Below are 24,802 nucleotides of genomic sequence, written 5' to 3' on the forward strand. Positions count from 1 at the left end.
AAGGCGGGTCGTTCATGGATATTCGCAAGATCAAAAAACTAATTGAACTAGTAGAAGAATCAGGTATTGCTGAATTAGAAATCACCGAAGGTGAAGAGTCAGTACGTATTAACCGTAATAATATGAGTGCAGGTCCTGCTTACGCTCCACAATATGCTCCTCAGTACGCACCAGCTCCAGCAGCGGCACCAGCACCTGCGGCTCCAGCAGCATCAACTGAAGCAGCAGCGCCAGCAGCACCAACCGGTCATCAAGTATTATCACCAATGGTTGGTTCTTTTTATGCAGCAGCATCACCAGAAGCACCTGCCTATGTTGAAGTGGGTTCTAAAGTTAATGTGGGTGACACACTTTGTATCATCGAAGCAATGAAAATGATGAACCAAATTGAGTCAGACAAAGCCGGTACAGTAAAAGCTATTTTAGTTGAAAATGGTGAGCCAGTAGAATTTGATCAACCTTTATTCATCATTGAATAATAGTGCAACCTTAGAGGCCAACTCTCATGTTAGATAAAGTAGTCATTGCAAATCGAGGTGAAATAGCACTTCGTATATTGCGCGCCTGCAAAGAGCTTGGGATCAAAACGGTTGCTGTGCATTCAACGGCGGATCGCGATCTTAAGCACGTATTGTTAGCAGATGAAACAATCTGTATCGGTAGACCTTCAGCAACTGAAAGTTACTTAGACATTCCGCGTATTATTGCTGCGGCAGAAGTAACCGATGCGGTTGCGATTCACCCTGGTTATGGTTTCCTTGCTGAAAACGCTGATTTTGCAGACCAAGTTGAGCAAAGCGGTTTTGTATTTATTGGTCCTAAGGGCGATACCATTCGCCTAATGGGCGATAAAGTATCGGCAATCAATGCTATGCGTAAAGCGGGTGTGCCGTGTGTTCCAGGTTCTGACGGTCCAGTATCAGATGACAAAGAGCGCAACATGCAAATTGCTAAGCGTATCGGTTACCCGGTAATCATCAAAGCAGCTGGTGGTGGCGGTGGTCGTGGTATGCGTGTTGTACGTAACGAATCAGAGCTTATAGATTCAATCGCACTGACTCAGCAAGAAGCAAAACAGTTCTTCGGTAATAGTATGGTTTACATGGAGAAATTCCTTGAAAACCCACGCCATATCGAAATTCAAGTACTTGCTGATGGTCAAGGTAACGCGGTTCACTTAGGTGAGCGTGACTGTTCAATGCAGCGTCGTCATCAAAAAGTAGTTGAAGAAGCGCCAGCGCCGGGTATCACTGCTGAAGTACGTAAATTCATTGGTGAACGCTGTACACGTGCGTGTATCGAGATTGGTTATCGCGGTGCAGGTACGTTTGAGTTCTTATATGAAAACGGCGAGTTCTATTTCATCGAAATGAATACCCGTATTCAGGTTGAGCACCCTGTAACTGAAATGGTTAGTGGCGTTGACTTAATTAAAGAGCAGTTAAAAATTGCTGCTGGTCAGCCATTGTCATTCACACAAGATGATGTGGTTATTCGTGGCCATGCTATTGAATGTCGTATCAATGCAGAAGACCCTGAAACGTTTATTCCTTCGCCGGGCAAAATTACCCGTTTCCATCCTGCGGGTGGCCTAGGTATTCGTTGGGATAGCCATATTTATGCAGACTATAAAGTACCACCACACTATGACTCAATGATTGGTAAGCTCATTACTTACGGTGAAAACCGTGATGTAGCTATTGCCCGTGCACGCAATGCATTAAATGAGTTAGTGATTGACGGTATTAAAACCAATACGCCACTGCATAAGAAAATCTTAGCAGATGAAAACTTCCAAAATGGTGGAACCAATATCCACTATCTTGAGAAGAAATTAGGTTTATAAGCATTTATAAAACTAATAATTTAAAAAACCGGCAACTTTGCCGGTTTTTTTAGCTCTAACGAACAGTGGCACTGTATTCGCGATACAAAAATAATCTGGTATGATTAATACAGTAATAACTTATTTGTTTTTCATGAGGTAATAATGACCCTGAGTGTTGGTTTTCAACTTGCTGATGAAGCAGCAACGGTCGCAATGGGTAATAAGCTTGCAAGTTTAACTGAGCAAGGCGTGGTTATTTATTTACATGGTGATTTAGGCGCCGGAAAAACCACATTAACACGGGGTATAGTGCAAGGGTTCGGCCATCAAGGTAAGGTTAAGAGTCCAACCTATACATTAGTCGAGCCTTATGAATTAGCAAAAGCCAATGTGTACCACTTTGATTTATACCGCTTGGGTGACCCTGAAGAGCTAGAATATATGGGTATTCGTGATTATTTTTCAAATGATGCAATTTGTGTTGTTGAATGGCCTGAGAAAGGCGGGGAGTGTATACCTGTTCCTGACTTAGATATTACAATGCGCTATGTTGGTGAGGCCCGTGAAATTGAAGTTTGTAGCGTGAGCCAGCGCGGCAAAGCAGTAGTAGAGCAATTAACTCGAGATTAAAAAATAATAATTAAAGGTGTAGTGGATCAGATGGGTCGAGTAGTCATTAAATGGGTGTGTGCTTGTTTGTTATTTGCAATAAGCCAAGGGGTTTTTGCACAGAACACTATTAACAGTGTGCGTGTGTGGCCGTCTCCTGATAGCACTCGTGTTGTTTTTGATTTAACTGACAAACCAGACTTTAGCTACTTTATGCTGAAGAATCCGTTACGCCTCGTGGTTGACTTAGAACATACTAATAAAATTAAAAACCTGCCTAGCATTCCTAAAAAACATCAAATTGTTAGTAAACTGCGTTATTCCAAAGCTAAAAATAGTAAAGGTGTACGTTTTGTTTTTGAGCTAACCGGTTCAGTTAAACCGGTATTATTTGCTTTGGCTCCAACTGGGCCATATAAAAATCGTTTAGTGGTAGACCTTTACGATAAAGAACAAGCAAAACCAGTCGCGCAAAGTAGTAATACCGCAGTGAAAAAACGTGAGTTAAGTAAACAACGCGACATTGTGATTGCTATTGATGCAGGCCATGGTGGCGAAGATCCTGGCTCTATAGGGCCATCAGGCACCTATGAGAAAACGATTACATTGCAAATAGCAAAACGTTTAGAGCGAATGATTGATGCCGAAAAAGGCATGATTTCAAGAATGGTTCGCCGAGGTGATTACTTTGTTAATTTAAACACCCGAACTAGCCGTGCGCGAGAGAAAAAAGCAGACTTTTTTGTATCAATTCATGCTGATGCATTTACTAGTCCTCAGCCCAGTGGTGCGTCTGTGTGGGTTTTATCATTGCGCCGTGCCAACTCTGAAATAGGTAAATGGCTTGAGGATAAAGAAAAACATTCGGAACTTCTTGGCGGTGCAGCAGGTGTAATAAAAAATACCGCCAGCGAGAAATACTTAGCACAAGCGTTGCTTGATATGTCGATGGATCATTCCATGAAAACGGGCTTTAGCGTTGCCGAAGAAGTGATGGATGAACTAAAAAAAGTAGCCAAAATGCACAAAAAGCGTCCGCAAGCGGCAAGCTTTGGGGTATTAAAGTCTCCAGATATCCCGTCAATACTGGTTGAAACTGGGTTTATTTCCAACCCACGTGAAGAGCGCTTGTTGAAAACAGCGGACTATCAAGAGCGGCTGGCGAGAGCAATCTTTACTTCATTGAAAAATTATTACCTTAAAAACCCACCCGATGATTCGTTGTTTGCATCATTAAAATCGCAACACCCGACCACACATAAAGTTCGTCCAGGAGAGTCATTAAGCTTACTTGCGAATCGCTATGGGGTGAGTGTGAATAAATTGAAACGCGCCAATAAACTCAAATCAAACACTTTATTTATCGGCCAAGAGCTCGATATCCCACAAAGCTAAAATCGTTAGGATGAGTATGAGTATTGAAATATTACCAGCGCGATTGGCTAACCAAATTGCAGCAGGTGAAGTGGTTGAAAGGCCAGCGTCAGTTGTTAAAGAGTTGGTTGAAAATAGCTTAGACGCAGGTGCAACGCGTATTCAAATTGATATTGAGCGTGGCGGCCACAAACTTATTCGAATTAGAGATAATGGTTCAGGCATTAATAAAGATGAGCTTACATTGGCGCTGTCTCGTCATGCTACGAGTAAACTAAAATCCCTGGATGATTTAGAAAACATTTGTTCATTAGGCTTTCGTGGTGAAGCCTTAGCATCAATTAGCTCGGTGTCTCGGTTGACGCTTAGCTCTAAAACAAAAGCGCAAGAGGCTGCTTGGCAAGCTTGTGCTGAAGGCCGCGACATGGCAGTGCAAGTCAAACCTACAGCTCACCCTGATGGCACCACGATTGAAGTAAAAGACTTATTCTTTAATACGCCAGCGCGGCGTAAGTTTTTACGTACTGAAAAGACCGAGTTTAACCACATTGATGAACTCATTAAGCGGATTGCTCTGAGCCGCTTTGATGTATCGATTACCTTAACGCATAACGCTAAAGTTGTGCGCCAATATCGCGCTAAAACTGATCCCAACCAAGCAATTACCCGAGTCGCGCAAGTTGCAGGCAAAGCCTTTGCTGAGCAAGGTTTGCATATTGAATCCGGTGATGCAGGTTTGCAGTTACACGGTTGGGTATTACCTGTGGGTTCTAGTAATACCACACAATATACCTATGTAAATAATAGGATGATGCGGGATAAACTTATTCTGCATGCTATTCGCCAAGCATTTGAAGAAGTGGCTGGGCAAGAAGAGTTACCCGGCTTTGTGATATATATCGATATTGACCCGCGTCAAGTAGATGTAAACGTGCACCCGGCAAAGCATGAAGTACGCTTTCATCAAGGTCGTTTGGTGCATGACTTTATACTGCAAGCTGTAAAACAAGTCGTTGTGCCTTTGCAGGATGATTTTGTCGCGCCACAAATACCACAGCAGGCTCAGCCAACTGAGCGCTTTGCAAGTGCGGCGTCTGTTGAGCAAGCTGATGTGTTCGATTACCCAAAAACGCCTTTGCAACCGAGTCAGCCTGTTAGCTATTCGGGTGGAATATCGCGAGCAAGTGGCTCTGCTGCGAGTGGGTTTTCTGGGCAAAGAGAAAGTAAAGCGTCGCTTCATGATGTTAACGCATTTTACCAAGGGGTAAGTGAACAACATGCCGTACACTTTGACAGTGTAGCGACCTCAACAACACAACAAACCCCAGCCCTAGCGCCTGCACAGAGTATTAGTACAACCTCATTAATAGTTCAACAAGACGGCAGCTGTGTTTTTACACAGCAGCAGCAACTGTATTGCTCTCATTTTAAATATGTTTTAGCCGATTACTGGCAACAGCAAATGACAGAACAAGCAAGCCTTGAGGGTAAAGCATTACTGCTCCCCGTGCGCGTAAACATTAGTGCGGACGATCAAAAAATATTAACCGAGCAGCAGTCATGGTTTAATTTACTAGGTTTTGAGCTCAATATTGAAAAGCAATTTGTCATGGTGAAAAAGTTGCCTCATAGCTTGTATTTATTAGATGTAAGCCAAGCCATTGAAGCTTTGCTGCAGGTAAGTAAACAACAACTCGACAACCTAACAGATTGGCTTAAATGGCAGCAGAGCAACGTGCCTGAGCGTTATTTTGCAAGCCAAGCATTTGCAGGCGAGTTACAACAAATGAAAAATAATCCGCAAACAATTCAACGTTTGCGCGAAAAAGCAGTTAAAATAGACTTACATCACTATTTAACACAGCTAGATTAGGGTTAACGCGTTGAGTAATTTACCGGTCATATTTTTAATGGGTCCAACAGCCGCAGGCAAAACAGCACTGGCTATTGAACTTTGTCAGCATTTAAAAACCGAAATAATCAGCGTTGATTCAGCCTTAGTGTATAAAGATATGGATATCGGTACTGCTAAGCCAAATGCGCAAGAGTTAGCGCTAGCACCACATCATCTAATTGATATGATAGACCCTGCTCAGAGTTATTCTGTGGCAGATTTTCGTCGTGATGCGATTGAAAAAATTGATCAATTTCATAAACAAGGTAAAGTGCCGGTGCTAGTAGGCGGTACTATGATGTATTTTAAAGCACTTATTGATGGTTTATCGCCACTGCCAGAGGCTTGCCCTGTTATTAGAGCTGAGCTTGAAGCACAAGCGCAACAATACGGATGGCCTGCGCTTTATAAGGAGCTGGCTGCGGTGGACCCACTCGCTGCAGAAAAAATGAGTGAAAACGATTCTCAGCGTATTAACCGTGCGTTAGAGGTTTATCGTTTAACAGGTAAAACAATGACTGAGCTGCAAAAACAAAAGCAGCCTAAATTACCTTATACGTTTTATCAATTTGCTATTGCGCCTGATGATCGGGCTGATTTACATGAGCGTATAGAACAAAGGTTTAAAATAATGCTTGATGAGGGGTTTGAAAAAGAAGTTTCGTCCCTATATCAACGTAATGATTTGCACCCAAACTTACCCTCGATTCGTTGTGTAGGGTATAGACAAATGTGGGATTACATTGCTGGCGAGACAGACTATGATGACATGGTGTTTCGCGGTATTGCAGCCACTCGACAACTTGCTAAACGTCAGTTGACCTGGTTGAGAAGCTGGCCAGAGGTAACTTGGTTAACGACCGGTGATGAAGAAAACTTGCAACGTGTTGTAAGTTCGCTAAGCTAGTAGTAGTTGAATATTTTTTAGCTTTGTTAAATGAGTTCAGCCACTTAATTATAATAACACCTAGAACGAAGGATAATAACATGGCAAAAGGCCAATCGTTACAAGACCCATTTTTGAATGCGTTACGTCGTGAGCGTATTCCAGTATCAATCTTTTTGGTTAATGGCATCAAACTACAAGGTAAGATTCAGTCGTTTGACCAATTTGTAATTTTACTTGAAAACACAGTAAACCAAATGGTGTATAAGCACGCCATTTCAACAGTAGTCCCTGCTCGCGCAGTAAACTTCCAAGGTGTTCAAGGAAGTGAAGAGGGTGATGAGCAGCCAGAACCTGGAAATTTTTAAATTAGGAGCGTAATGCTTGTTTGACCGTTATAAAGCCGGCGAACAGGCAGTCTTAGTTCATATTGACTTTCCTCAAGAAGGAGATCGTGAAGATCTTCATGAACTGGAAATGTTAGTATCTTCTGCTGGTGTTAGCAGTTTGGCGGTTGTGCAAGGCAGCCGTCAATCACCACATCCGAAACTATTCGTCGGTAGCGGTAAAGCAGAAGAGATTGCTGAGATTGTCAAAATCCACAATGCAGATGTCGTCATATTCAACCATCAACTCAGACCCTCTCAAGAGCGTAATTTAGAGCTTGTTTGTCAATGTCGAGTGCTTGATAGAACGACCCTGATACTTGATATTTTTGCTCAGCGAGCGCGTACCCATGAAGGTAAGCTGCAAGTTGAGTTAGCACAACTGCGTCATATGTCGACTCGTTTAATACGAGGGTGGACTCACCTTGAGCGCCAAAAAGGCGGTATTGGTCTACGTGGACCCGGTGAGACACAGCTAGAAACCGATAGACGTTTATTACGCGCTCGGATTCAAAGTATCCGTGCACGCTTAGATAAAGTAGCTGTGCAACGTGAGCAAGGGCGCAGAGCCCGAAACCGTAATGAAATTCCAACAGTCTCTTTGGTTGGTTATACTAATGCGGGTAAATCTACTTTATTCAATCGCATCACTAACTCAGACGTATATGCAGCGGATCAGCTGTTTGCAACCCTAGACCCAACATTGCGTAAGCTTGAAATAGGCGATGTAGGTTCAGTCATTCTTGCCGATACGGTTGGTTTTATTCGTCATTTACCGCATGATTTAGTCGCTGCGTTTAAAGCGACCCTGACGGAAACCCGTGAAGCTGATTTACAACTACATGTTGTTGATGTGGCTGATGCACGTCGCAAAGAAAATATAGAACAGGTACAATCGGTTTTAAAAGAAATTGAGGCTGACGAAGTGCCGCAATTACTCGTTTATAATAAAATTGATGCACTGGAAGATGTTGCTCCGAGAATTGATCGTGATGACGAGGGCATGCCTATAAGAGTATGGTTGTCTGCACAAAGTGGCTTAGGTTGTGAGCTGCTTTCAGAGGCGATAAGCGAGCTGCTTGCGAAGAAAATGTTCGCACATACACTTAAACTTGCGCCGCAATATGGGCGCTTGCGTGCATCATTGTTTAGTTTAAACGCTGTGCACGAAGAAGATTTTGATGAACACGGGCAGTGGTTGTTGACCACACGTATGCCAATGGTTGAATGGAACAAATTAAAGAAAGAGTTTGGCCCAGAAATCGATTCATTTATTTTATAGAAGTAAAAATTTACTGCTTGCTGTCGTTTTTAGTATGAGAACGGCAGTATATTTGGTAGATTTAACACAATTACCTAAATTATTTAGATAACAATGGAGTATAGCTATGGCCTGGAATGAACCGGGTAATAATGGCAATGATAAAGATCCGTGGAACAAAAAAGGCGGACGTGATCAAGGCCCACCTGATTTAGACGAGGTGTTCCGTAAGTTCAGCAATAAGTTTGGTGGCATTTTTGGCGGTAATAAATCCGGTAAAGATGGCGGTGGGCTTGGTGGAGCGGGTTTATCATTCGTGCTCATTATTGCTGTAATTGTATGGGCATTGAGTGGTATTTACACTGTTAAAGAAGCTGAGCGTGGTATCGTTTTACAATTTGGTCAATACGACCGAATTGCGCAACCTGGTCTTCGTTGGAAAATGACGTTTGTTGAAACGGTTATTCCAGTGGATATTGAGGCTGTTCGCTCACTGTCAACGTCAGGCTTTATGCTTACTGAAGATGAAAACGTAGTAAGCGTTGAGTTTCAAGTTCAGTATCGTGTTATAGACCCTTATCTGTATAAGTTTAGCGTGACAAATGCTGACTCGAGCTTAGAAGAAGCACTTGAAAGTGCCCTACGTTATGTTGTGGGTCACTCGAAAATGGACCAAGTATTAACAAATGGCCGTGAAGAAGTACGTCAACGTACGTGGGACGAGTTGAACAAGATTGTTGAACCATACAATCTTGGTTTAATTGTCACAGACGTTAACTTTAAAGACTCTCGTCCTCCAGCAGAAGTAAAAGATGCGTTTGATGACGCTATTGCTGCACAAGAAGATGAACAACGTTTTATCCGTGAAGCTGAGGCGTATGCCCGTGAAATTGAACCGCGTGCACGTGGTCAAGTTACACGTATGACACAAGAAGCAGAAGGTTATGGCGAACGTATCATTTTAGAAGCGCAAGGTGAGGTGGCTCGTTTTGAGAAACTATTACCAGAGTACCAAGCAGCTAAAAGAGTAACACGTGAACGTTTATACATTGATACTATGCAAGAAGTGCTAGGCAATAGCTCTAAGGTGCTAGTGGATGTGAAAGGCGGTAATAACATGATGTATTTACCACTTGATAAAATCATGGAAAAACAAGGCACTGCTACTCGCGTAGCGTTACCAAGTTCTAGTGATATAAACGACTTACGTAATAAAATAAATACATCACGCAATAGCACCGTGAACTCAAGTTCAGACCGCTTTAGCGCAGATCGCTTTAACGACGGGAGATAAGCGTAATGAAAAACTTTAGTTTAGTTCTATTATTAGCTGCCGTTGTATTGTCTTTTTCATCGGTATTTGTAGTACCTGAAGGGCAAAAAGCAATTGTGATGCTATTTAGTAAGGTACAAAAAGACAGTGACGATAAAGCTATTGTCTACAGCCCTGGCTTACAGTTCAAGGTACCTTTTTTCAGCCAAGTACGTCGTATTGATGCACGTATTCAGACGCTAGATGGTGCACCTGACCGTTTTGTAACTAGCGAGAAAAAAGACTTAATCGTTGATTCGTTTGTTAAATGGCGTGTAGATGACTTTAGTGCATTTTATCTACGTGCACGTGGTGACAAGCAATATGCTGAAACACTACTAAAGCAAAAAGTGAATAACGGCCTACGTACAAACTTTGGTTCACGTACTATTCGTGAAATTGTATCTGGTGAGCGTAGCGAGTTGATGGCAGAAGCATTAGTACAAGCTTCTGAAAGTGCCAAAGAGCTAGGTATTGAAGTGCTTGATGTACGTGTTAAGCAAATCAACTTACCACAAGAAGTAAGTAGCTCGATTTTCCAACGTATGCGTGCTGAACGTACTGCGGTGGCAAAAGAGCACCGCTCTGAAGGTCAAGAAAAAGCAGAAACAATTCGTGCAGAAGTTGATCGCCGCGTAACAGTAATGCTTGCTGATGCAGAGCGAAATGCTCGTTCAGTTCGTGGTGCTGGTGATGCGCAAGCGGCAGCTATTTACGCAAATGCTTATAATAAAGATGCTGAGTTCTTTAGCTTCGTTCGTTCATTAGAAGCCTATAAGCAAACGTTTAAAGATAAGCAAGATGTGATGGTATTATCACCTGATAGCGACTTCTTTAAATATATGAAGGGCGCCACAGCGCAGTAATCTTTTCCTTCATAATTAGACCAAATCCAAACCCTGTGTATACAGGGTTTTTCTTTTAGTAAAACGAATTTTCATGAATAACTTAATGTTATTCAACCAGTTAATTTTTATTGTAGGTATTGCTTTTGCCTCTCGCAGAAAAAATAACCTAAACGGGGTGATCTTTGCCCTCATTTTCTGGTAAAATCTCGTCCTAATTTTTTCTAAGTGAATTTACAATGGGCAAAAACGTTGTTGTATTAGGCACCCAATGGGGTGACGAAGGTAAGGGTAAGGTAGTTGACCTCCTTACAGACAAAGCATCTTTAGTAGTTCGTTACCAAGGTGGCCACAATGCAGGGCATACTTTAGTAATCGGCGGTGAAAAGACAGTTTTACACCTTATTCCATCGGGTGTATTACGTGACAATGTTAAGTGTGTGATTGGTAATGGTGTTGTAGTTTCACCAGAAGCGCTAATGAAAGAGATTGGCATGCTTGAAGAACGTGGCGTACCAGTACGCGATCGTTTATTGATCAGTGAAGCATGTCCGCTAATTTTGCCTTTCCACATCGCATTAGATGTAGCCCGTGAAAAAGCACGTGGTAATAAAGCTATCGGTACTACAGGTCGTGGTATTGGTCCAGCTTACGAAGATAAAGTAGCCCGTCGTGGTTTACGCATCGGTGATTTATTCAATCCTGAATTGTTCGCAGCAAAACTTAAGGAAGTATTGGAATACCATAACTTCACATTAGTGAACTACTACAAAGTAGAAGCTGTTGACTTTCAAAAGACATTTGACGATGCAATGGCTGTTGCTGACATTCTTAAAGCAATGGTTGTTGATGTTACTGAATTACTTGATCAAACTCGTCTTGCTGGCGAAAATATCTTGTTTGAAGGTGCTCAAGGCACATTACTTGATATCGATCATGGTACTTACCCATATGTAACATCGTCTAATACGACTGCTGGTGGCGTTGCAACGGGTGCTGGTTTTGGTCCATTAAACCTTGATTACGTGTTAGGTATTATCAAAGCATACACAACGCGTGTAGGTTCTGGTCCATTCCCTACAGAACTTTACGATGGTGTTGATAAACAAGACGAAATCGGTAAGCACCTAGGTACAGTTGGCCATGAATTTGGTGCAACGACTGGTCGCCTTCGCCGTACAGGTTGGTTAGATGCAGTGGCAATGCGCCGTGCAGTACAAATTAACTCAATCTCAGGTTTCTGCTTAACTAAACTAGACGTACTTGATGGTTTAGAAACGCTAAAAATCTGTACTGGTTATAAGCTTGAAGATGGCACAATTACTAACGTAACACCACTTGCTGCTGAAGGTTACGAGAAAGTAACACCAGTATACGAAGAAATGCCAGGTTGGTCTGAAAACACAGTCGGCGCGACGTCTGTTGATCAGTTACCTCAAGCAGCGCTTGATTACATCAAACGTATCGAAGAAATCACAGGTGTACCTGTTGATATTATTTCTACCGGCCCAGATCGTGTAGAAACAATGGTATTACGCAGCCCGTTTGCATAAATACTGTTAGTACTAAAAAAGCTGCCTAGTGCAGCTTTTTTTGTGTCTTTATTTCAATATGGAACGATCTTTGTATAAACTTTATTAAGATGGTTTTAAATTTAAAGTGGCCTAAATGCGTTTGTTATCTTGTTTATCATTAGTAGTGTTATCAATGCTGCCTGTAAGTTACTCCAAAGCAGATGAGCCTTTAACAGCTGTGCCTTTGTATACAGAAACAGAACTGTTAGCGCTGATCAATAAAAATACTCATTTAGCTCGCGTAAAGGCAGATGATTGCCAGTTAGTGCAAGATATTGAAGCGAGAGCCAATAAAATGGCACTGCCGTCTTATCAGTTTTTATATGGCGATATGCTGGCATATGCTGTGTGTGTTGATCGCAATGTTGAGCTAGGTGTTTATTATATGCGCCAAGCTGCAAATCAAGGTTTGGCAGCGGCATTAGAGCAACTTGGCCGCTACTATGATGTTGGCCAATTGGTGCAAAAAGATAAAGCAATGGCAGTCACCTACTTACGTGAAGCCTCAGCACAAGGTAATCTAAAAGCCCAATTAAGGTTAGTGAAGCTATTTAACGATGGCTTCGGTAGCCCCCGAGATTATGAAGACGCTTATAGATGGCTATTTCATGCTATGGTTGCTGACAAGGCAACGCATAAAAAAATAGAACGTGCACTGAGCCTGCTAGCGCAAAAAATGCCTGATAGTGTTATCGCACGCGCTCGCTTACCGATGTAGCTAGTCTGAGTATATCGCCTTACAATTAACAGGGCTTTATCGGTACTCGTTGACAAAATTATCACACCCTTGTATTGTGATGGTATATCATATCTAAAGCATTGATTTTCATAAATATTACTTTTTTTCTTAACCTCATTGTCATTGATAATCACCGTTAGTTTCATAAATCTTCACTAATATTCTCCCCGAACTTTAACTCATCCCCCTTGGGGCTAACGATTCTATATCAAAAACATAGAGACGGGATTTAGAATGAAAATCAATAAAATTGCGACCGCAATTGGGTTTACATTGGCGCTGTCTACAGCAATAAGTGCAACAGCCAATGCAGGTGTTTTACCGCAAAGCCAAACACAAAGCCAGTGGTACGAAAGTGCTCAAACAACACTTGCGACAAAGCAAAGCCAAGCTCAGGAAGAACAACAAACTAAAGCTAAAAATGTGATCTTGTTTGTGGGTGATGGTATGGGTGTATCAACGTTAACTGCTGCACGTATTTTAGCGGGCCAACGTGAAGGTCAACTGGGTGAAGAAGGGCTGCTCAGCTTTGAAGCATTTCCTTATTCAGCTCAAGTAAAAACATACAATGTGGATGCGCAAACACCTGATTCTGCAGGCACAATGACGGCGATGGCGTCAGGTGTGAAAACTGATGTGGGTGTTATTGGTGTGAATGAAAATATTCAACGCGGTGATTGCTCTACTGTATTAGGTAATGAACTGATCACCACAACAGAGTTGGCTGAAATTAAAGGTTTGGCAACGGGTGTGGTATCTACAGCACGCATTACTCATGCGACACCAGCTGCAACTTATGCCAAATCAGCAGATCGTAACTGGGAAGATGTATCGGATATGCCTGAAGATGCAGTGACCGCTGGTTGTGAAGATATTGCATCGCAGCTAGTGAATTTTGAAAAAAACTTAGAAGCAAGATTCCTAGGCACGGATGTTGATGGCATTGATGTTGTAATGGGTGGCGGGCGTCGTCACTTTTTACCAAAAGATGCTGCTTTTAACTCAGAAGATGCAATGAGTGAAGTGGAAGGCGATAGAACAGATGAACGCGACTTAACGGCTGAATGGCAAGCAAATTATCCTGATGGTCAATATGTAATGGATAGAGCGGGTTTTGAAGCTTTATCAGCGGATACAAAACAAGTACTGGCGTTATTTAATGAATCACATATGCAGTATGAGGCAGACCGTGAGAACGATATCGCAGGTGAACCTTCGTTATCTGAAATGACAGAGAAAGCTATCAGTATCCTCGGTAACAATGAAAAGGGCTTCTTTTTAACCGTCGAGTCAGGTCGTATAGATCACGCTCATCATGCCGGTAATGCGTATAACGCGTTAAACGATACCATCGAATTTGCTAAAGCAGTGCAAGCAGCGGTTGATAATACCAACCCTGAAGAAACGCTCATTTTAGTAACTGCCGATCACAGCCATGTATTTACGATTGCAGGTTACCCAAAGCGTGGTAACCCAATTTTAGGTAAAGTTGTTGCTGTAGGTAAAGAAGACCCATCACTTGCTGCCGATGGTATGCCTTATACAACGGTAGGTTATGCAAATGGCCTAGGTTTTAGAGATTTAGGTGATGAAACAAACGCAGATGCTGCTTACCTTGAAGGCCCAAATGTTGGTCGTCATGATTTAACCACTATTGATACAACAAGTGCTGGCTTTCACCAAGAGGCAACGGTACCACTTGGCTCTGAAACGCATGCAGGTGAAGATATTACACTTCATGCAAAAGGACCTGGAGCACAACTTGCGCAAGGTGTAGTAGAGCAAAATGTAGTGTTCCACTTAGTTAATCAAGCACTCGAATTAATTAAACAATAATGGCGGCTAACATGAAAAAATTAAACCTATTATCTTTAGCAGTGGTTGTCGCATTAACTGGCTGCTCAGACGACGATAAAGATTATAAAACTCTCGTTGTAAATAACACTTTGCCAGTAGGCTCTGAGCAGTGCGTCAATGGTGGTACAGAAAAGCTTGAAGGTGAAGATACTAATCGTAACGGTGAGCTAGATGCCGATGAAGTATTAACGACTACAGTTACATGTAATGATCCAGCAAGCTCTTTAACACCTCAGCAGTTAGTAAATTTATCGACTAACCAATGGTTTAAAGATGCAAAAGTGAAGATGGCAACAAGCCAAAACAATATTGAAAAAATAGTTAAAGAATCAGGCAAAGCAAAAAATATTATTTTGTTTGTGGGCGATGGCATGGGCGTATCAACCGTGACAGCTGCACGTATTCTTGCAGGTCAGCTTGAAGGCAAAATGGGTGAAGAACACCTACTAAGCTTTGACACTATGCCGTTCTCTGGTTTTTCTAAAACGTATAATGTAGATGCACAAACTCCTGATTCGGCAGGCACCATGACAGCAATGGCGTCAGGTGTTAAAACCGACGTAGGCGTAATTGGTGTTGATGAAGACATCGTGCGTGGCGACTGTTCAACGGTTAATGGCAACGAGCTGGTTACTGCGACTGAACTTGCTGAAATTAATGGTTTAGCCACAGGTATTGTATCGACAGCGCGTATTACCCATGCAACACCTGCAGCGACGTATGCAAAGTCTGCAGACCGTAACTGGGAAGATGTTTCAGATATGCCTGAAGATGCCGTAACAGGTGGCTGTGAAGATATTGCCTCTCAGCTTGTTAATTTTGAAGCCAACTTAGAGTCACGCTTTGCAGGTGTTGATGTAGATGGTCTTGAAGTAGTTATGGGTGGTGGTCGTCGTCACTTTTTACCAAAAGATGCAGCATTTAACTCTGCTGATGCGATGAGTGCCGTTGAAGGTGACCGCACGGATGAGCGCGATTTAACCGCTGAGTGGAAAGCAAAATACCCAACAGGACAATATGTGATGGACCAAGCTGGGTTTGATAATCTTGATACAGAAAGTGTTTCACAAGTATTTGGCTTATTCAATGAATCGCATATGCAATACGAAGCAGACCGTGCGAATGATATCGCCGGTGAACCTTCATTATCACAAATGACCGCCAAAGCGATTGATGTACTTGATAATAACGATAAAGGCTTTTTCCTTACAGTTGAATCAGGGCGAATTGACCATGCTCATCACGCAGGCAATGCTTACAATGCGTTAAATGACACTATTGAGTTATCAAAAGCTGTTCAAGTGGCTATGGATAAAACCAGTATCGAAGATACTTTGATCATTGTAACCGCCGATCACAGCCATGTATTTACTATTGCAGGCTATCCAAAGCGTGGTAACCCAATTTTAGGAAAAGTGGTTGCGGTGGGTAAGACTGAGCCAAGCATGGCAGCAGACGGTATGCCATATACTACGGTTGGTTATACCAATGGCTTAGGTTACAGAGATTTAGGTGACGAAACGAATGCAGATGCGTCATACCTTGAAGGACCTGCTGTGGGTCGCTTTGACTTAACGTCAGTTGATACAACGAGCCCTGGCTTTCACCAAGAAGCAACTGTGCCGCTAGGTTCAGAAACGCATGCAGGTGAAGATGTAGGTGTTTATGCAATAGGCCCAGGTGCACACCTTGTAACAGGCACAAATGAACAAAGCTTCCTGTTCCATGTAATGGATTATGCCGGTGATCTGGTTAAAAACGCAGATGCAAAGTTAACTAAGTAATCATTTGTAAATACACAATTAAAGAGCAACTCACCTGAGTTGCTCTTGTCATAAATATGCCAAATCAACGCGATACAGTTATACCTAATTTAATCAAAGAAAGTAAACTCTATGAAATCAATTATTTTATCTATGGTGATGTTAAGCCCATTCGCTAGTGCCGTTGAGTGCAAAGCTGATAACCAATACCTGCAAGCTAGTTATAAAGTGAGTGAGCAAACTAGCCAAAAATTGCCTAAAAATGAGCAGTCATTCACATTGTGGCGTACACCACGCCAAGTTGCACAGCAAAGTGAACAGCTTGTTGAGCTATGGCAGCAATTAAGTAATCAGCAAATTCGCCCTATTCGCTACTTTACACAGGCAAAGCGGGGTATTGAATATCAACCTTCTGAAGTAAAGGGTCAGTCAGATTTTAGCAGTAAATATCAATTAATTAGTGATCAGCTTTTAGCAAAAATGCAATTGCAAAGTGAGCAAGGGGAAGGGTGTGATAAAAAGCAACACTATTATCTAAAGCAAGCTGATACAGTCATTGAGGTTGTTTGGTTGAGTAATCAGCAATTAGTTGAATCAATGCAGGTTAATAAGGCTAATTACAGTCGCATAATCTCATTACAATCAGTGAGTTTTAACAAGCAAAACGTGCTTGAGCAGTTTGCTAGCTGGGATAAATATCAAACAACCGACTATGCGGATATCGGTGATAATGAAAACGACCCGTTTTTAGTCAAAATGATTAACCTCGGTTTTGTTGAGCATGGCGCAACAGGGTTTTATGATGCAAATGGTAAAACATTAAAAGGCAGTCATCACCATCACTAGTTTTTTAATCAGTAGGTAAGGTAATTAGTTTATGTTTAAAACTGGCAAAATAAAGTTTCCTCATTTAACTTTAGTGTATCAACAGTAAATTATGAGAAAACCATGAGCAAAGATAAAGTTAATCATCCTCAGGGGGTATTTTGTTGGTCAGAGTTATGCACGCACAACTGGGCCTCGGGTAAAGCGTTTTACACTGAATTGTTTGAGTGGGGCAGTGATGACCAACCAATAGGGGAAGATTTATTTTACACCATGTTGCAAAAGCAAGGTGACGATATTGCTGCTATGTATCAGATGCCAGCAGAGCAAAAAGCGGCTGATGTACCAAGTCATTGGCTCACGTATATTGCCGTCGACGATGTTGATGCCCTAGCGACAAAAGCCAAACAATTGGGCGCTGAGATAGTGGCAGGTCCTCATGATGTTATGGATGCGGGCCGTATGGTGCTTATACACGAACCTGGCGGCGCTATTTTTGCTTTATGGCAAGGTAACCAGCATGTTGGATGCAAGCGCTTGGGTGAGTTAAACACACCGTACTGGCACGAGCTGGCCAGCAGAGATAGCGGAAAAAGCCGTGAATTTTATTGCCAACTTTTAGGATGGGAAAGTGAAATAAAGCCCATGGAAAGCATGAACTACACTTTGTTTAACGTAGCAGGTAAGCCTGTGGCAGGCATGATTGAAATGACCGAAGAGTGGCCAGCTGACATTCCTGCCCATTGGATGATTTATTTTGCGGTCAGTAATTGTGATGAGGCAGCAACAAAAGCACAGCAGTTAGGTGGTGAAGTGTGCGTACCACCTACAGATATACCAGAAGTAGGGCGCTTTAGTGTGATCACAGACCCGCAAGGGGCTGTATTTTCAATTATGACATCAGCAATGGATGATGTTAAATGCGGCTAGTTTGAGCATAGCATTTTATAAATTTACCAAAATAAGCGCTGAAGCGCTTTTTTTATTTTTGTTTGCCCCAATTCCATTATTATTATTTTTTTATCGGAGCTAATTTATGACTAAGCACGTGGTTATTACAGGCGCAAACAGAGGGATTGGTTTAAATTTATGCCAGCAATACTTAGCAAAAGGCTATCAGGTTACAGCAATCGTTCGCCAGCCAAGTGATGAGTTAAAAGCGCTCGATGTCACTATTATTAGTAATATTGACGTTGCAAATGAGGGCGATATTGTAACGCTGCAAAACCAGTTGCATGGGCATAAAATTGATCTATTAATAAATAATGCGGGTGTATTTTCAAATGAAAGCATGGCAGATATGGACTTTGCTGCTATTAATCAACAACTAGCAATTAATGCAGTTGCGCCAATTAGGGTTACTCATGCACTACTTCATAGCTTAGGTGTTGATGCGAAAGTCGCGATGATAACCAGTCGTATGGGGTCAATAGCAGATAACGGCTCAGGTGGTTACATTGGTTATCGCATGTCAAAAGCGGCTCTTAATGCAGCGTCTGTAAGTTTAGCTCACGAGCTAAAAGGTAAAAATATAGCGGTAGGGCTTTTTCACCCCGGCTTTGTTCAGACTCAGATGGTTAATTTTGCAGGTGACATTTCACCAGAGCAAGCTGCAGAGCGCTTAACTAAACGTATTGATGAACTCAACCTAGAAAATACCGGCGGGTTTTGGCATTCAAACGGTGAAACTTTGCCTTGGTAATAGTTGTGTGAAATTTTCAATAGTGGCGAATTTAAAGCGCGCCGCTATTAAAATCTTTCGCTAATTTTGATCCTATTTTTTGCTATAATCGTTGCTATGTAAGCCCAAATCGCACCTTTTAGAGAGCCGCACATGGAATTAGAGCAAAATAGCAATGAATTAGCGCAAAATAGTAACCTAACCCTTCCGTTATTTCTTTTTGATGAAACGTTAAATCAACGTGATTTAGAGCAGCCTGATTTATTATTAACAATCGTATTAGACGATGAACTATTAACACAGATTTGCCAAAACCCAAGTGTTGACAGCAGTATCGGGATCACTATCAACGAATACCAATTAGACGCACAGAATGAAGCCTTTGCTGCACTGACTAAACAGGCTCACCAAGCACAATTAACACTTACACACGGGCCATTACTCAGTGCAATGTTAGATGCTGACAATGATATGACCTTCGTATCACCGCAAATGGACATGATGCCAACATTTGACTTAGGTGATGAGGACGAGTAAACGCATGAAAAAATCCTTATTGCTAAGCGTTGCGATTATTATATTAACTGGTTGTGCATACCTTGGGGCTGCTCATTATGATGAGCTCTTTGGGCCCGAAAATGTTCAGCAGAGAATTGTAGAGCATGACTCAGGCGCTGGACGCGAGTTTTTACAGCATGTACAACCTGTATTAGATAACCGATGTGTTGTTTGCCATGGTTGTTATGATGCTCCTTGCCAATTAAAATTATCTTCACCGGAAGGTATTGACCGTGGTTTGAGTAAAGAATTAGTCTATGACGGCACGCGTTTACTTGCCTCAAAGCCTAGCCGCTTACTTTATGATGCAACTGATACCACTGGGTGGCGCGAGAAAAACTTTTCACCGGTACTCAATGAGCGTGGTCAAACAGAGCAAGGTAATTTAGCAGGAAGCGTTTTATATAACAGTTTAGTGTTAAAAATGAGCTCTCCTTTGCCAGACGAAGAAGTTTTGGGTGACGAATTTGATTTTGCATTAGATCGCACCCAGTCATGCACGGGCATAGAAGAATTTGACCGCTTAGCAAAAAGCCAACCACATGCAGGCATGCCTTATGGTTTACCAGGTATTACCCGGAGCGAATTTAAACACTTAGAGAAGTGGCTGAAAAGCGGTGGTAAAATGGCTCATATTGAGCCACCCAGTAAAGAGGCAACTGCGCAAGCTCAGCGTTGGGAAAGTTTTTTAAATCAAGATAGCTTAAAGTATCAACTTACCGCACGATATATATACGAACATTGGTATTTAGCGCATATATACTTTGAGCAAAAAGGCGAACAAAGCTTTTTCAAACTAGTACGCTCAAGTACGCCACCTGGGCAAGCAATTAAACTTATTAACACGCGCCGTCCGTATGACGATCCAAAAGCTGATCGTGTTTATTACCGCTTGATGCATGAACGTTCTACTATTCTAGCTAAAACGCATCTTCCTCTAGCTCTAAACGATACCAAGCTAGCGCGCATTTACAGCCAGTTTATCGAACCTGATTACACGGTCGAAAAAATGCCTAGCTATAAGCCTGAAGTTGCATCTAACCCATTTAAGGCTTTCGCTGTTATACCGGTAAAATCTAAGTATCAGTTTATGCTGGATGAAGCAGAACTAATTATAATGGGCTTTATTAAAGGGCCTGTGTGTCGTGGGCAAATTGCATTAAATGTAATTAATGACCATTTTTGGGTCGCGTTTGCTGATCCAGATAAAGCGGCAACCCCCCAAGTTGGCCAAATGCTGCTGCAACACGAAGATGCACTGGCATTACCAGCGGCAGAAGAAAGTAACGCCTTACCTATTTCTAGTTGGGTTAAATACGCTAACCGCCAAAGCAATTACATTGAAGCTAAAGTAGAGCTTGCCAATGAAATGTTTAAAAATGGCGAGCATTTAACCACGGAGCTTTTATGGCGTGGTGAAGGCGTGAACGACAATGCCGCACTGACTATTTTCCGCCACTTTGATAGTGCAACCGTTGTTAAAGGGCTTATAGGACAAGAGCCAAAAACTATGTGGGTACTTGATTACGCGCTATTCGAACGTATTCACTATTTACTAGTGGCAGGCTTTGATGTGTATGGCAATATTGGACATCAACTGATCACCCGTTTATACATGGACTTTTTAAGGCTCGAAGGTGAACAAAACTTTTTAGCGTTGCTACCAAAACAACAGCGAAAAGAGTTGAATGCCAATTGGTACCGTAAATCACCTACCAGTCTGACTAACTTTTTTAAATATGGTGAGCAATTTAGTCAAACAACGGGGATTGAATACAGAACCAACAACCACCAACAAGAGCTTTATGGCTTAATTAAACAGGTGTTAAAACCAGTATTAAGCCCACGTTACGATTTTACGAAAGTACCTCAGCCGTTGCAAAAATTAAATAATATGCCTGCAAAAGCAGTTAACCTATTACCGCAAATTTCTTACGTGTTGGTTAAAGAAGGTGATACTGGGCATCAGGCGTATACCTTAATCCACCACAACGCACATTATAACATCTCTAGCTTACTAAATGAGGAAGGTCAGCGAGCATATGCTGAGGATACAGTGACAATTGTGCCTGGCTTTATTGGTGATTACCCAGAAGCAATCTGGTATTTAAATAACCAACAGCAAGTGGATAGCTTTGCGCAGCAATTGCCTCAAATAAAAGATGAAGCGGATTACAGAGCGTTAAAGAGCCAATTTGCGATTCGTAGAACACATCCTCAGTTTTGGCAATATAGTGATATTTTGCATGATGTGGCTAAAGAATATCGGCAAATTGAATATGGTTTATTTGATTATAACCGTTTAGAGAATCGTTAATTTATCTATAATCTTAAATACCAGAAAAAAACCTCGTTTTATACGAGGTTTTTTCTTTTATACAAAGTGTTACTTTTACAATGCTAGTCTACAATTATACCCAAGCCACCTCAAGATGCAGAATTCAGCGTTTCACAGGGGCTTAATATCAAGGCGTTACTTTGCAAGAATGCCATCCTTTTTAAGAAGGAACAACACTGAGAGTAAGTTCCTGTGAAACGCCCTGCGGGTTGGTTTAAAAGCGATTTATACTGCGTTATTGATTTTAGCAAGGGAACAACCATTATTTGCAATCAATGCCTTGCCTAAATCGCTTTTAATTCCAACTAAAACTCGCATCTTGTGATGGCTTGGGTATGAATAAAATTTCAAGTAACGGGGGGGCTATGACAGAGATAATTGCAAATATTCGATCACGCTATCGTCTTGCTTTGTTGGCGATTGCGATTTTAAGTACCGCCGCGGCTTTAATTCTTCAATCTTTTTTGTCAATCCAAAAGGCCGATGCTCAAATAATTAACATTGCTGGTAAACAACGGATGTTGTCACAAAAAATAGCCTGGCATGCCAATGTACTCCTCAAAAAAGATGACGCTCAACATCGTCATTCTCTAGAGCAAGCAGTTACAACTTTTCAAAAAGGACATAACTTTTTATTGCAAACCAATACAGCTGGTGAGTACGTTCTTCTAAATGATGCGCTCAAAGAACATTATTTTTTAGCACCGAATAATTTGGCGAAACAGAGTGAGCAGTTTATCGCAGCTGCCACTGCATTTGTGCAATCTGACTTCGAGAATAACAACAATATACCAGACATTTTAAGTATTAAAGCAGTCGAACTTTTTTTAAAAAAGTTAGACCACGCTGTCAGTTTATTTGAGCAACAATCCAATAGCAAAGTTACTATGGTGTCTAACATTGAGTTAGGTGTTTGGTTATTCACTTTATTATTATTGCTTGTGGAATTGAAATTTATTTTTAAACCAATGGAAAAACATATAAAAACCACACTCGATAAATATCAAAAGCAAAAACAACATGCCGAATCACTTAGTCAAAATAAACAGCGCTTCATTGCCCGAGCTGGCCACGAACTAAGAACACCACTGCAAGGCTTGCTCAATGCGGTGGATCAATTAGAGACTTCGAACGCGCAAAATACATTAAAGCAGCAAGCGCATTATTGCTCGCATCGCTTGCTTAATATTTTGGATGAATTAAATGAAGTCCAACAAATGAGTTTGGGGCAGTGGACGTTAGTACCGAGTAAATCAAATTTATTGGAGTCAATTGATGCAGTTATTCAATCTTATCAATTTGCCTGTCAGGAAAAAGGAATAATACTAGAAAAAAACTTAGCAGACTCGTTAGATTGTATGGTTGAGCTGGATCATCGCCGTTTTCAACAGGTGGTGAGTGAACTGTTATCCAATGCATTAAAATTTACCGAGGCAGGTAAAATTAACATTGAGGCGTCTATTACAAATAATCAGCAACTCAAATTAATTGTTGTTGACACTGGTATAGGTTTTAAAAACTATTACCCTTACTTATCAACCAATGAACACACTCAGCAAGACAACCACTTCCAAGGAATGCAAGTGGGATTAGCGCGTGTTCAACATATTTTAAAGATACAACAAGGCCGTATTGAGTTTTTAGAAAACGAGCCTCATGGCGCATGCGTTAGCATTTTGCTTCCCGTAGAAATACAGCAACCTCAAACACAGCAACCTTTACCCGCTAACTTGCATTGCTTAATAGTTGAAGACAACCCATTAAATGCAATGATACTTAAAGGGATTCTAAAGGAGCTGGATTACACCAATGAATTAGCTGAAAATGGCTTGATAGCGACCGCCAAAGTGGAAGAAAATAGTTATGACCTCGTGTTTATGGATTTAAACATGCCAGTTATGGATGGGTTTAAAGCGATTGAAATTATTCGCCAAGAATTGAACTTAACCATGCCTATTATTGTTGTCACTGCGAATATGTCACAAACGGATATTGATCGTACGCTACAGCTAGGAGCAAATGCGCATGTCTTTAAACCAATTAATTTAGAGACAGTCAAAAAAGCCCTTACCGACACAGTCAATAAGGGCGAAATAAGCCAAGGAATAAGTTAAAAGTTTAATGTTTTACTTTTATATCGCCTACACCCACTTCAACCTTTACTTTATAGGTGCCGTTACCTGAGTATTCACTTTCAGAGCTGACCATTTTACGCGTTGTTTTTGCATCATTTACAAACCCAGAGATTCGTGTGTCACCCACGCCGCTATCCAGCGAAATCGACTTATAATCATCACTTTGGCTATCAATGCGAACAGCACCAACACCGACTTCGATATCAGCACTATTTGCAAAATCATTGATTTCAATATCACCCACGCCCAAGTCTAAATTGACGGCTAGGCTGCGCGGCACGGTAACAGTCCATGTTTGTTGAACATCGTCGTTATCCAAGCTCAGGGCCAGCTCACTCCCCGTTTGCTGAGTATCAATGGTTAGGCTTTCAAGGTCATCATTGTTATTAAACCAGCCATTATTTTTTGCTTCTAATTCAACCGTGACTTGTACTTCATTGCCATTGTACGTATTGATTTCAAGGCTACCTACAGGAAAGCTAATATCTAATGTAGTTTGTGTATCAACCGCAAAAGAGTGATTTATTTGATGTTCTGATTTTGCTAATGCCTGTGTACTTAAAAACGCCGTCAATGCAGTTAATAATAATAATTTCTTCATAACGTTACCTGTTGTGTGAATGTATTTAATTAATTAGTCGCAAAGTAATTATAAAAGGTTTAAAGCACAACAAATTATTTTATCGACAGTAAAACTAGGAATTTATCGGGTGTTATTGAATTGCAAAAAATTGCAGGGGCTAGGCCCTAGCAAAAGCCAGATTAGTATGATGTTAAATTTACCGCCGTAGATTGGGTTCAGAGCAACGAAACCCAGCGGTGAATGTTTAAGATTAAGGCTTTATTACTGCCCCATCAATCTACATAGTGAGTGGGAATAAGATGCGTATAATAAACTATGGAAGGTCCAAGATAAACGCTCGAACTGAGTTGCCCA

At 41.5% G+C, this 24,802-nt stretch carries 21 protein-coding genes; 20 read left to right on the plus strand and 1 reads right to left on the minus strand.

From position 1 onward, the window contains the following. Positions 1 to 14: 14 nt before the first annotated feature. The 20 genes from accB to ACFI4Z_RS13595 all read left to right on the plus strand — a co-directional run bounded on the left by accB (position 15) and on the right by ACFI4Z_RS13595 (position 23,844). Positions 15 to 479 (plus strand): acetyl-CoA carboxylase biotin carboxyl carrier protein, encoded by a 465-nt coding sequence (accB, locus tag ACFI4Z_RS13500; protein ID WP_099295429.1) that lies wholly within the window; start codon positions 15 to 17, stop codon positions 477 to 479. A gap of 26 nt (positions 480 to 505) precedes the next feature. Continuing rightward, entirely contained in the window at positions 506 to 1,846 is a 1,341-nt protein-coding gene (accC, locus tag ACFI4Z_RS13505; protein ID WP_099295428.1) for an acetyl-CoA carboxylase biotin carboxylase subunit, read from the plus strand. A gap of 144 nt (positions 1,847 to 1,990) precedes the next feature. Then, positions 1,991 to 2,458: a tRNA (adenosine(37)-N6)-threonylcarbamoyltransferase complex ATPase subunit type 1 TsaE gene (gene tsaE, locus ACFI4Z_RS13510; protein ID WP_099295427.1), complete on the plus strand. Its 468-nt coding sequence runs from the start codon at positions 1,991 to 1,993 to the stop codon at positions 2,456 to 2,458. Between the two features lie 30 nt (positions 2,459 to 2,488). Continuing rightward, the gene (locus tag ACFI4Z_RS13515) at positions 2,489 to 3,832 is read left to right on the plus strand and encodes an N-acetylmuramoyl-L-alanine amidase (RefSeq protein WP_462671047.1); all 1,344 of its coding nucleotides are present in this window, start codon (positions 2,489 to 2,491) and stop codon (positions 3,830 to 3,832) included. 16 nt (positions 3,833 to 3,848) lie between these two features. After that, the gene (gene mutL / locus ACFI4Z_RS13520) at positions 3,849 to 5,684 is read left to right on the plus strand and encodes a DNA mismatch repair endonuclease MutL (RefSeq protein WP_462671048.1); all 1,836 of its coding nucleotides are present in this window, start codon (positions 3,849 to 3,851) and stop codon (positions 5,682 to 5,684) included. Positions 5,685 to 5,694: 10 nt separating this feature from the next. After that, on the plus strand, positions 5,695 to 6,612 hold the full coding sequence (miaA, locus tag ACFI4Z_RS13525; RefSeq protein ID WP_462671049.1) for a tRNA (adenosine(37)-N6)-dimethylallyltransferase MiaA: 918 nt from the start codon (positions 5,695 to 5,697) through the stop codon (positions 6,610 to 6,612). Positions 6,613 to 6,692: 80 nt separating this feature from the next. Further along, positions 6,693 to 6,959, plus strand: coding sequence for an RNA chaperone Hfq (gene hfq, locus ACFI4Z_RS13530; protein WP_058560837.1), 267 nt, complete (start codon positions 6,693 to 6,695; stop codon positions 6,957 to 6,959). A gap of 16 nt (positions 6,960 to 6,975) precedes the next feature. Beyond that, complete coding sequence (hflX, locus tag ACFI4Z_RS13535) at positions 6,976 to 8,259, plus strand: ribosome rescue GTPase HflX (RefSeq protein ID WP_058560838.1); 1,284 nt, start codon at positions 6,976 to 6,978, stop codon at positions 8,257 to 8,259. A gap of 106 nt (positions 8,260 to 8,365) precedes the next feature. Beyond that, positions 8,366 to 9,532: an FtsH protease activity modulator HflK gene (gene hflK / locus ACFI4Z_RS13540; protein WP_462671050.1), complete on the plus strand. Its 1,167-nt coding sequence runs from the start codon at positions 8,366 to 8,368 to the stop codon at positions 9,530 to 9,532. 5 nt (positions 9,533 to 9,537) lie between these two features. Beyond that, on the plus strand, positions 9,538 to 10,416 hold the full coding sequence (hflC, locus tag ACFI4Z_RS13545) for a protease modulator HflC (RefSeq protein ID WP_462671051.1): 879 nt from the start codon (positions 9,538 to 9,540) through the stop codon (positions 10,414 to 10,416). Between the two features lie 218 nt (positions 10,417 to 10,634). Beyond that, positions 10,635 to 11,948: an adenylosuccinate synthase gene (locus tag ACFI4Z_RS13550; protein ID WP_394192913.1), complete on the plus strand. Its 1,314-nt coding sequence runs from the start codon at positions 10,635 to 10,637 to the stop codon at positions 11,946 to 11,948. A gap of 115 nt (positions 11,949 to 12,063) precedes the next feature. Then, positions 12,064 to 12,687: a tetratricopeptide repeat protein gene (locus tag ACFI4Z_RS13555; protein ID WP_462671052.1), complete on the plus strand. Its 624-nt coding sequence runs from the start codon at positions 12,064 to 12,066 to the stop codon at positions 12,685 to 12,687. A 255-nt stretch (positions 12,688 to 12,942) separates the two neighbouring features. Further along, positions 12,943 to 14,544 (plus strand): alkaline phosphatase, encoded by a 1,602-nt coding sequence (locus ACFI4Z_RS13560; RefSeq protein WP_462671053.1) that lies wholly within the window; start codon positions 12,943 to 12,945, stop codon positions 14,542 to 14,544. Between the two features lie 11 nt (positions 14,545 to 14,555). Then, on the plus strand, positions 14,556 to 16,349 hold the full coding sequence (locus tag ACFI4Z_RS13565; protein WP_462671054.1) for an alkaline phosphatase: 1,794 nt from the start codon (positions 14,556 to 14,558) through the stop codon (positions 16,347 to 16,349). A 111-nt stretch (positions 16,350 to 16,460) separates the two neighbouring features. Next, positions 16,461 to 17,174: a hypothetical protein gene (locus ACFI4Z_RS13570; RefSeq protein WP_462671055.1), complete on the plus strand. Its 714-nt coding sequence runs from the start codon at positions 16,461 to 16,463 to the stop codon at positions 17,172 to 17,174. A gap of 102 nt (positions 17,175 to 17,276) precedes the next feature. Then, positions 17,277 to 18,083, plus strand: a complete 807-nt coding sequence (locus tag ACFI4Z_RS13575; RefSeq protein ID WP_462671056.1) for a VOC family protein — start codon at positions 17,277 to 17,279, stop codon at positions 18,081 to 18,083. A 106-nt stretch (positions 18,084 to 18,189) separates the two neighbouring features. Next, the gene (locus ACFI4Z_RS13580) at positions 18,190 to 18,855 is read left to right on the plus strand and encodes an SDR family oxidoreductase (protein WP_462671057.1); all 666 of its coding nucleotides are present in this window, start codon (positions 18,190 to 18,192) and stop codon (positions 18,853 to 18,855) included. Positions 18,856 to 18,987: 132 nt separating this feature from the next. Beyond that, on the plus strand, positions 18,988 to 19,371 hold the full coding sequence (locus tag ACFI4Z_RS13585) for a hypothetical protein (protein ID WP_462671058.1): 384 nt from the start codon (positions 18,988 to 18,990) through the stop codon (positions 19,369 to 19,371). Between the two features lie 4 nt (positions 19,372 to 19,375). Continuing rightward, positions 19,376 to 21,709, plus strand: coding sequence for a fatty acid cis/trans isomerase (locus tag ACFI4Z_RS13590; protein ID WP_462671059.1), 2,334 nt, complete (start codon positions 19,376 to 19,378; stop codon positions 21,707 to 21,709). 356 nt (positions 21,710 to 22,065) lie between these two features. Then, positions 22,066 to 23,844, plus strand: coding sequence for a response regulator (locus tag ACFI4Z_RS13595; protein ID WP_462671060.1), 1,779 nt, complete (start codon positions 22,066 to 22,068; stop codon positions 23,842 to 23,844). 4 nt (positions 23,845 to 23,848) lie between these two features. Here the strand turns inward: ACFI4Z_RS13595 and ACFI4Z_RS13600 are convergent, their stop codons facing one another. Continuing rightward, positions 23,849 to 24,466, minus strand: coding sequence for a hypothetical protein (locus ACFI4Z_RS13600; RefSeq protein ID WP_462671061.1), 618 nt, complete (start codon positions 24,464 to 24,466; stop codon positions 23,849 to 23,851). Positions 24,467 to 24,802: the final 336 nt, after the last annotated feature.

Source organism: Pseudoalteromonas sp. RWi3, from assembly GCF_054960735.1.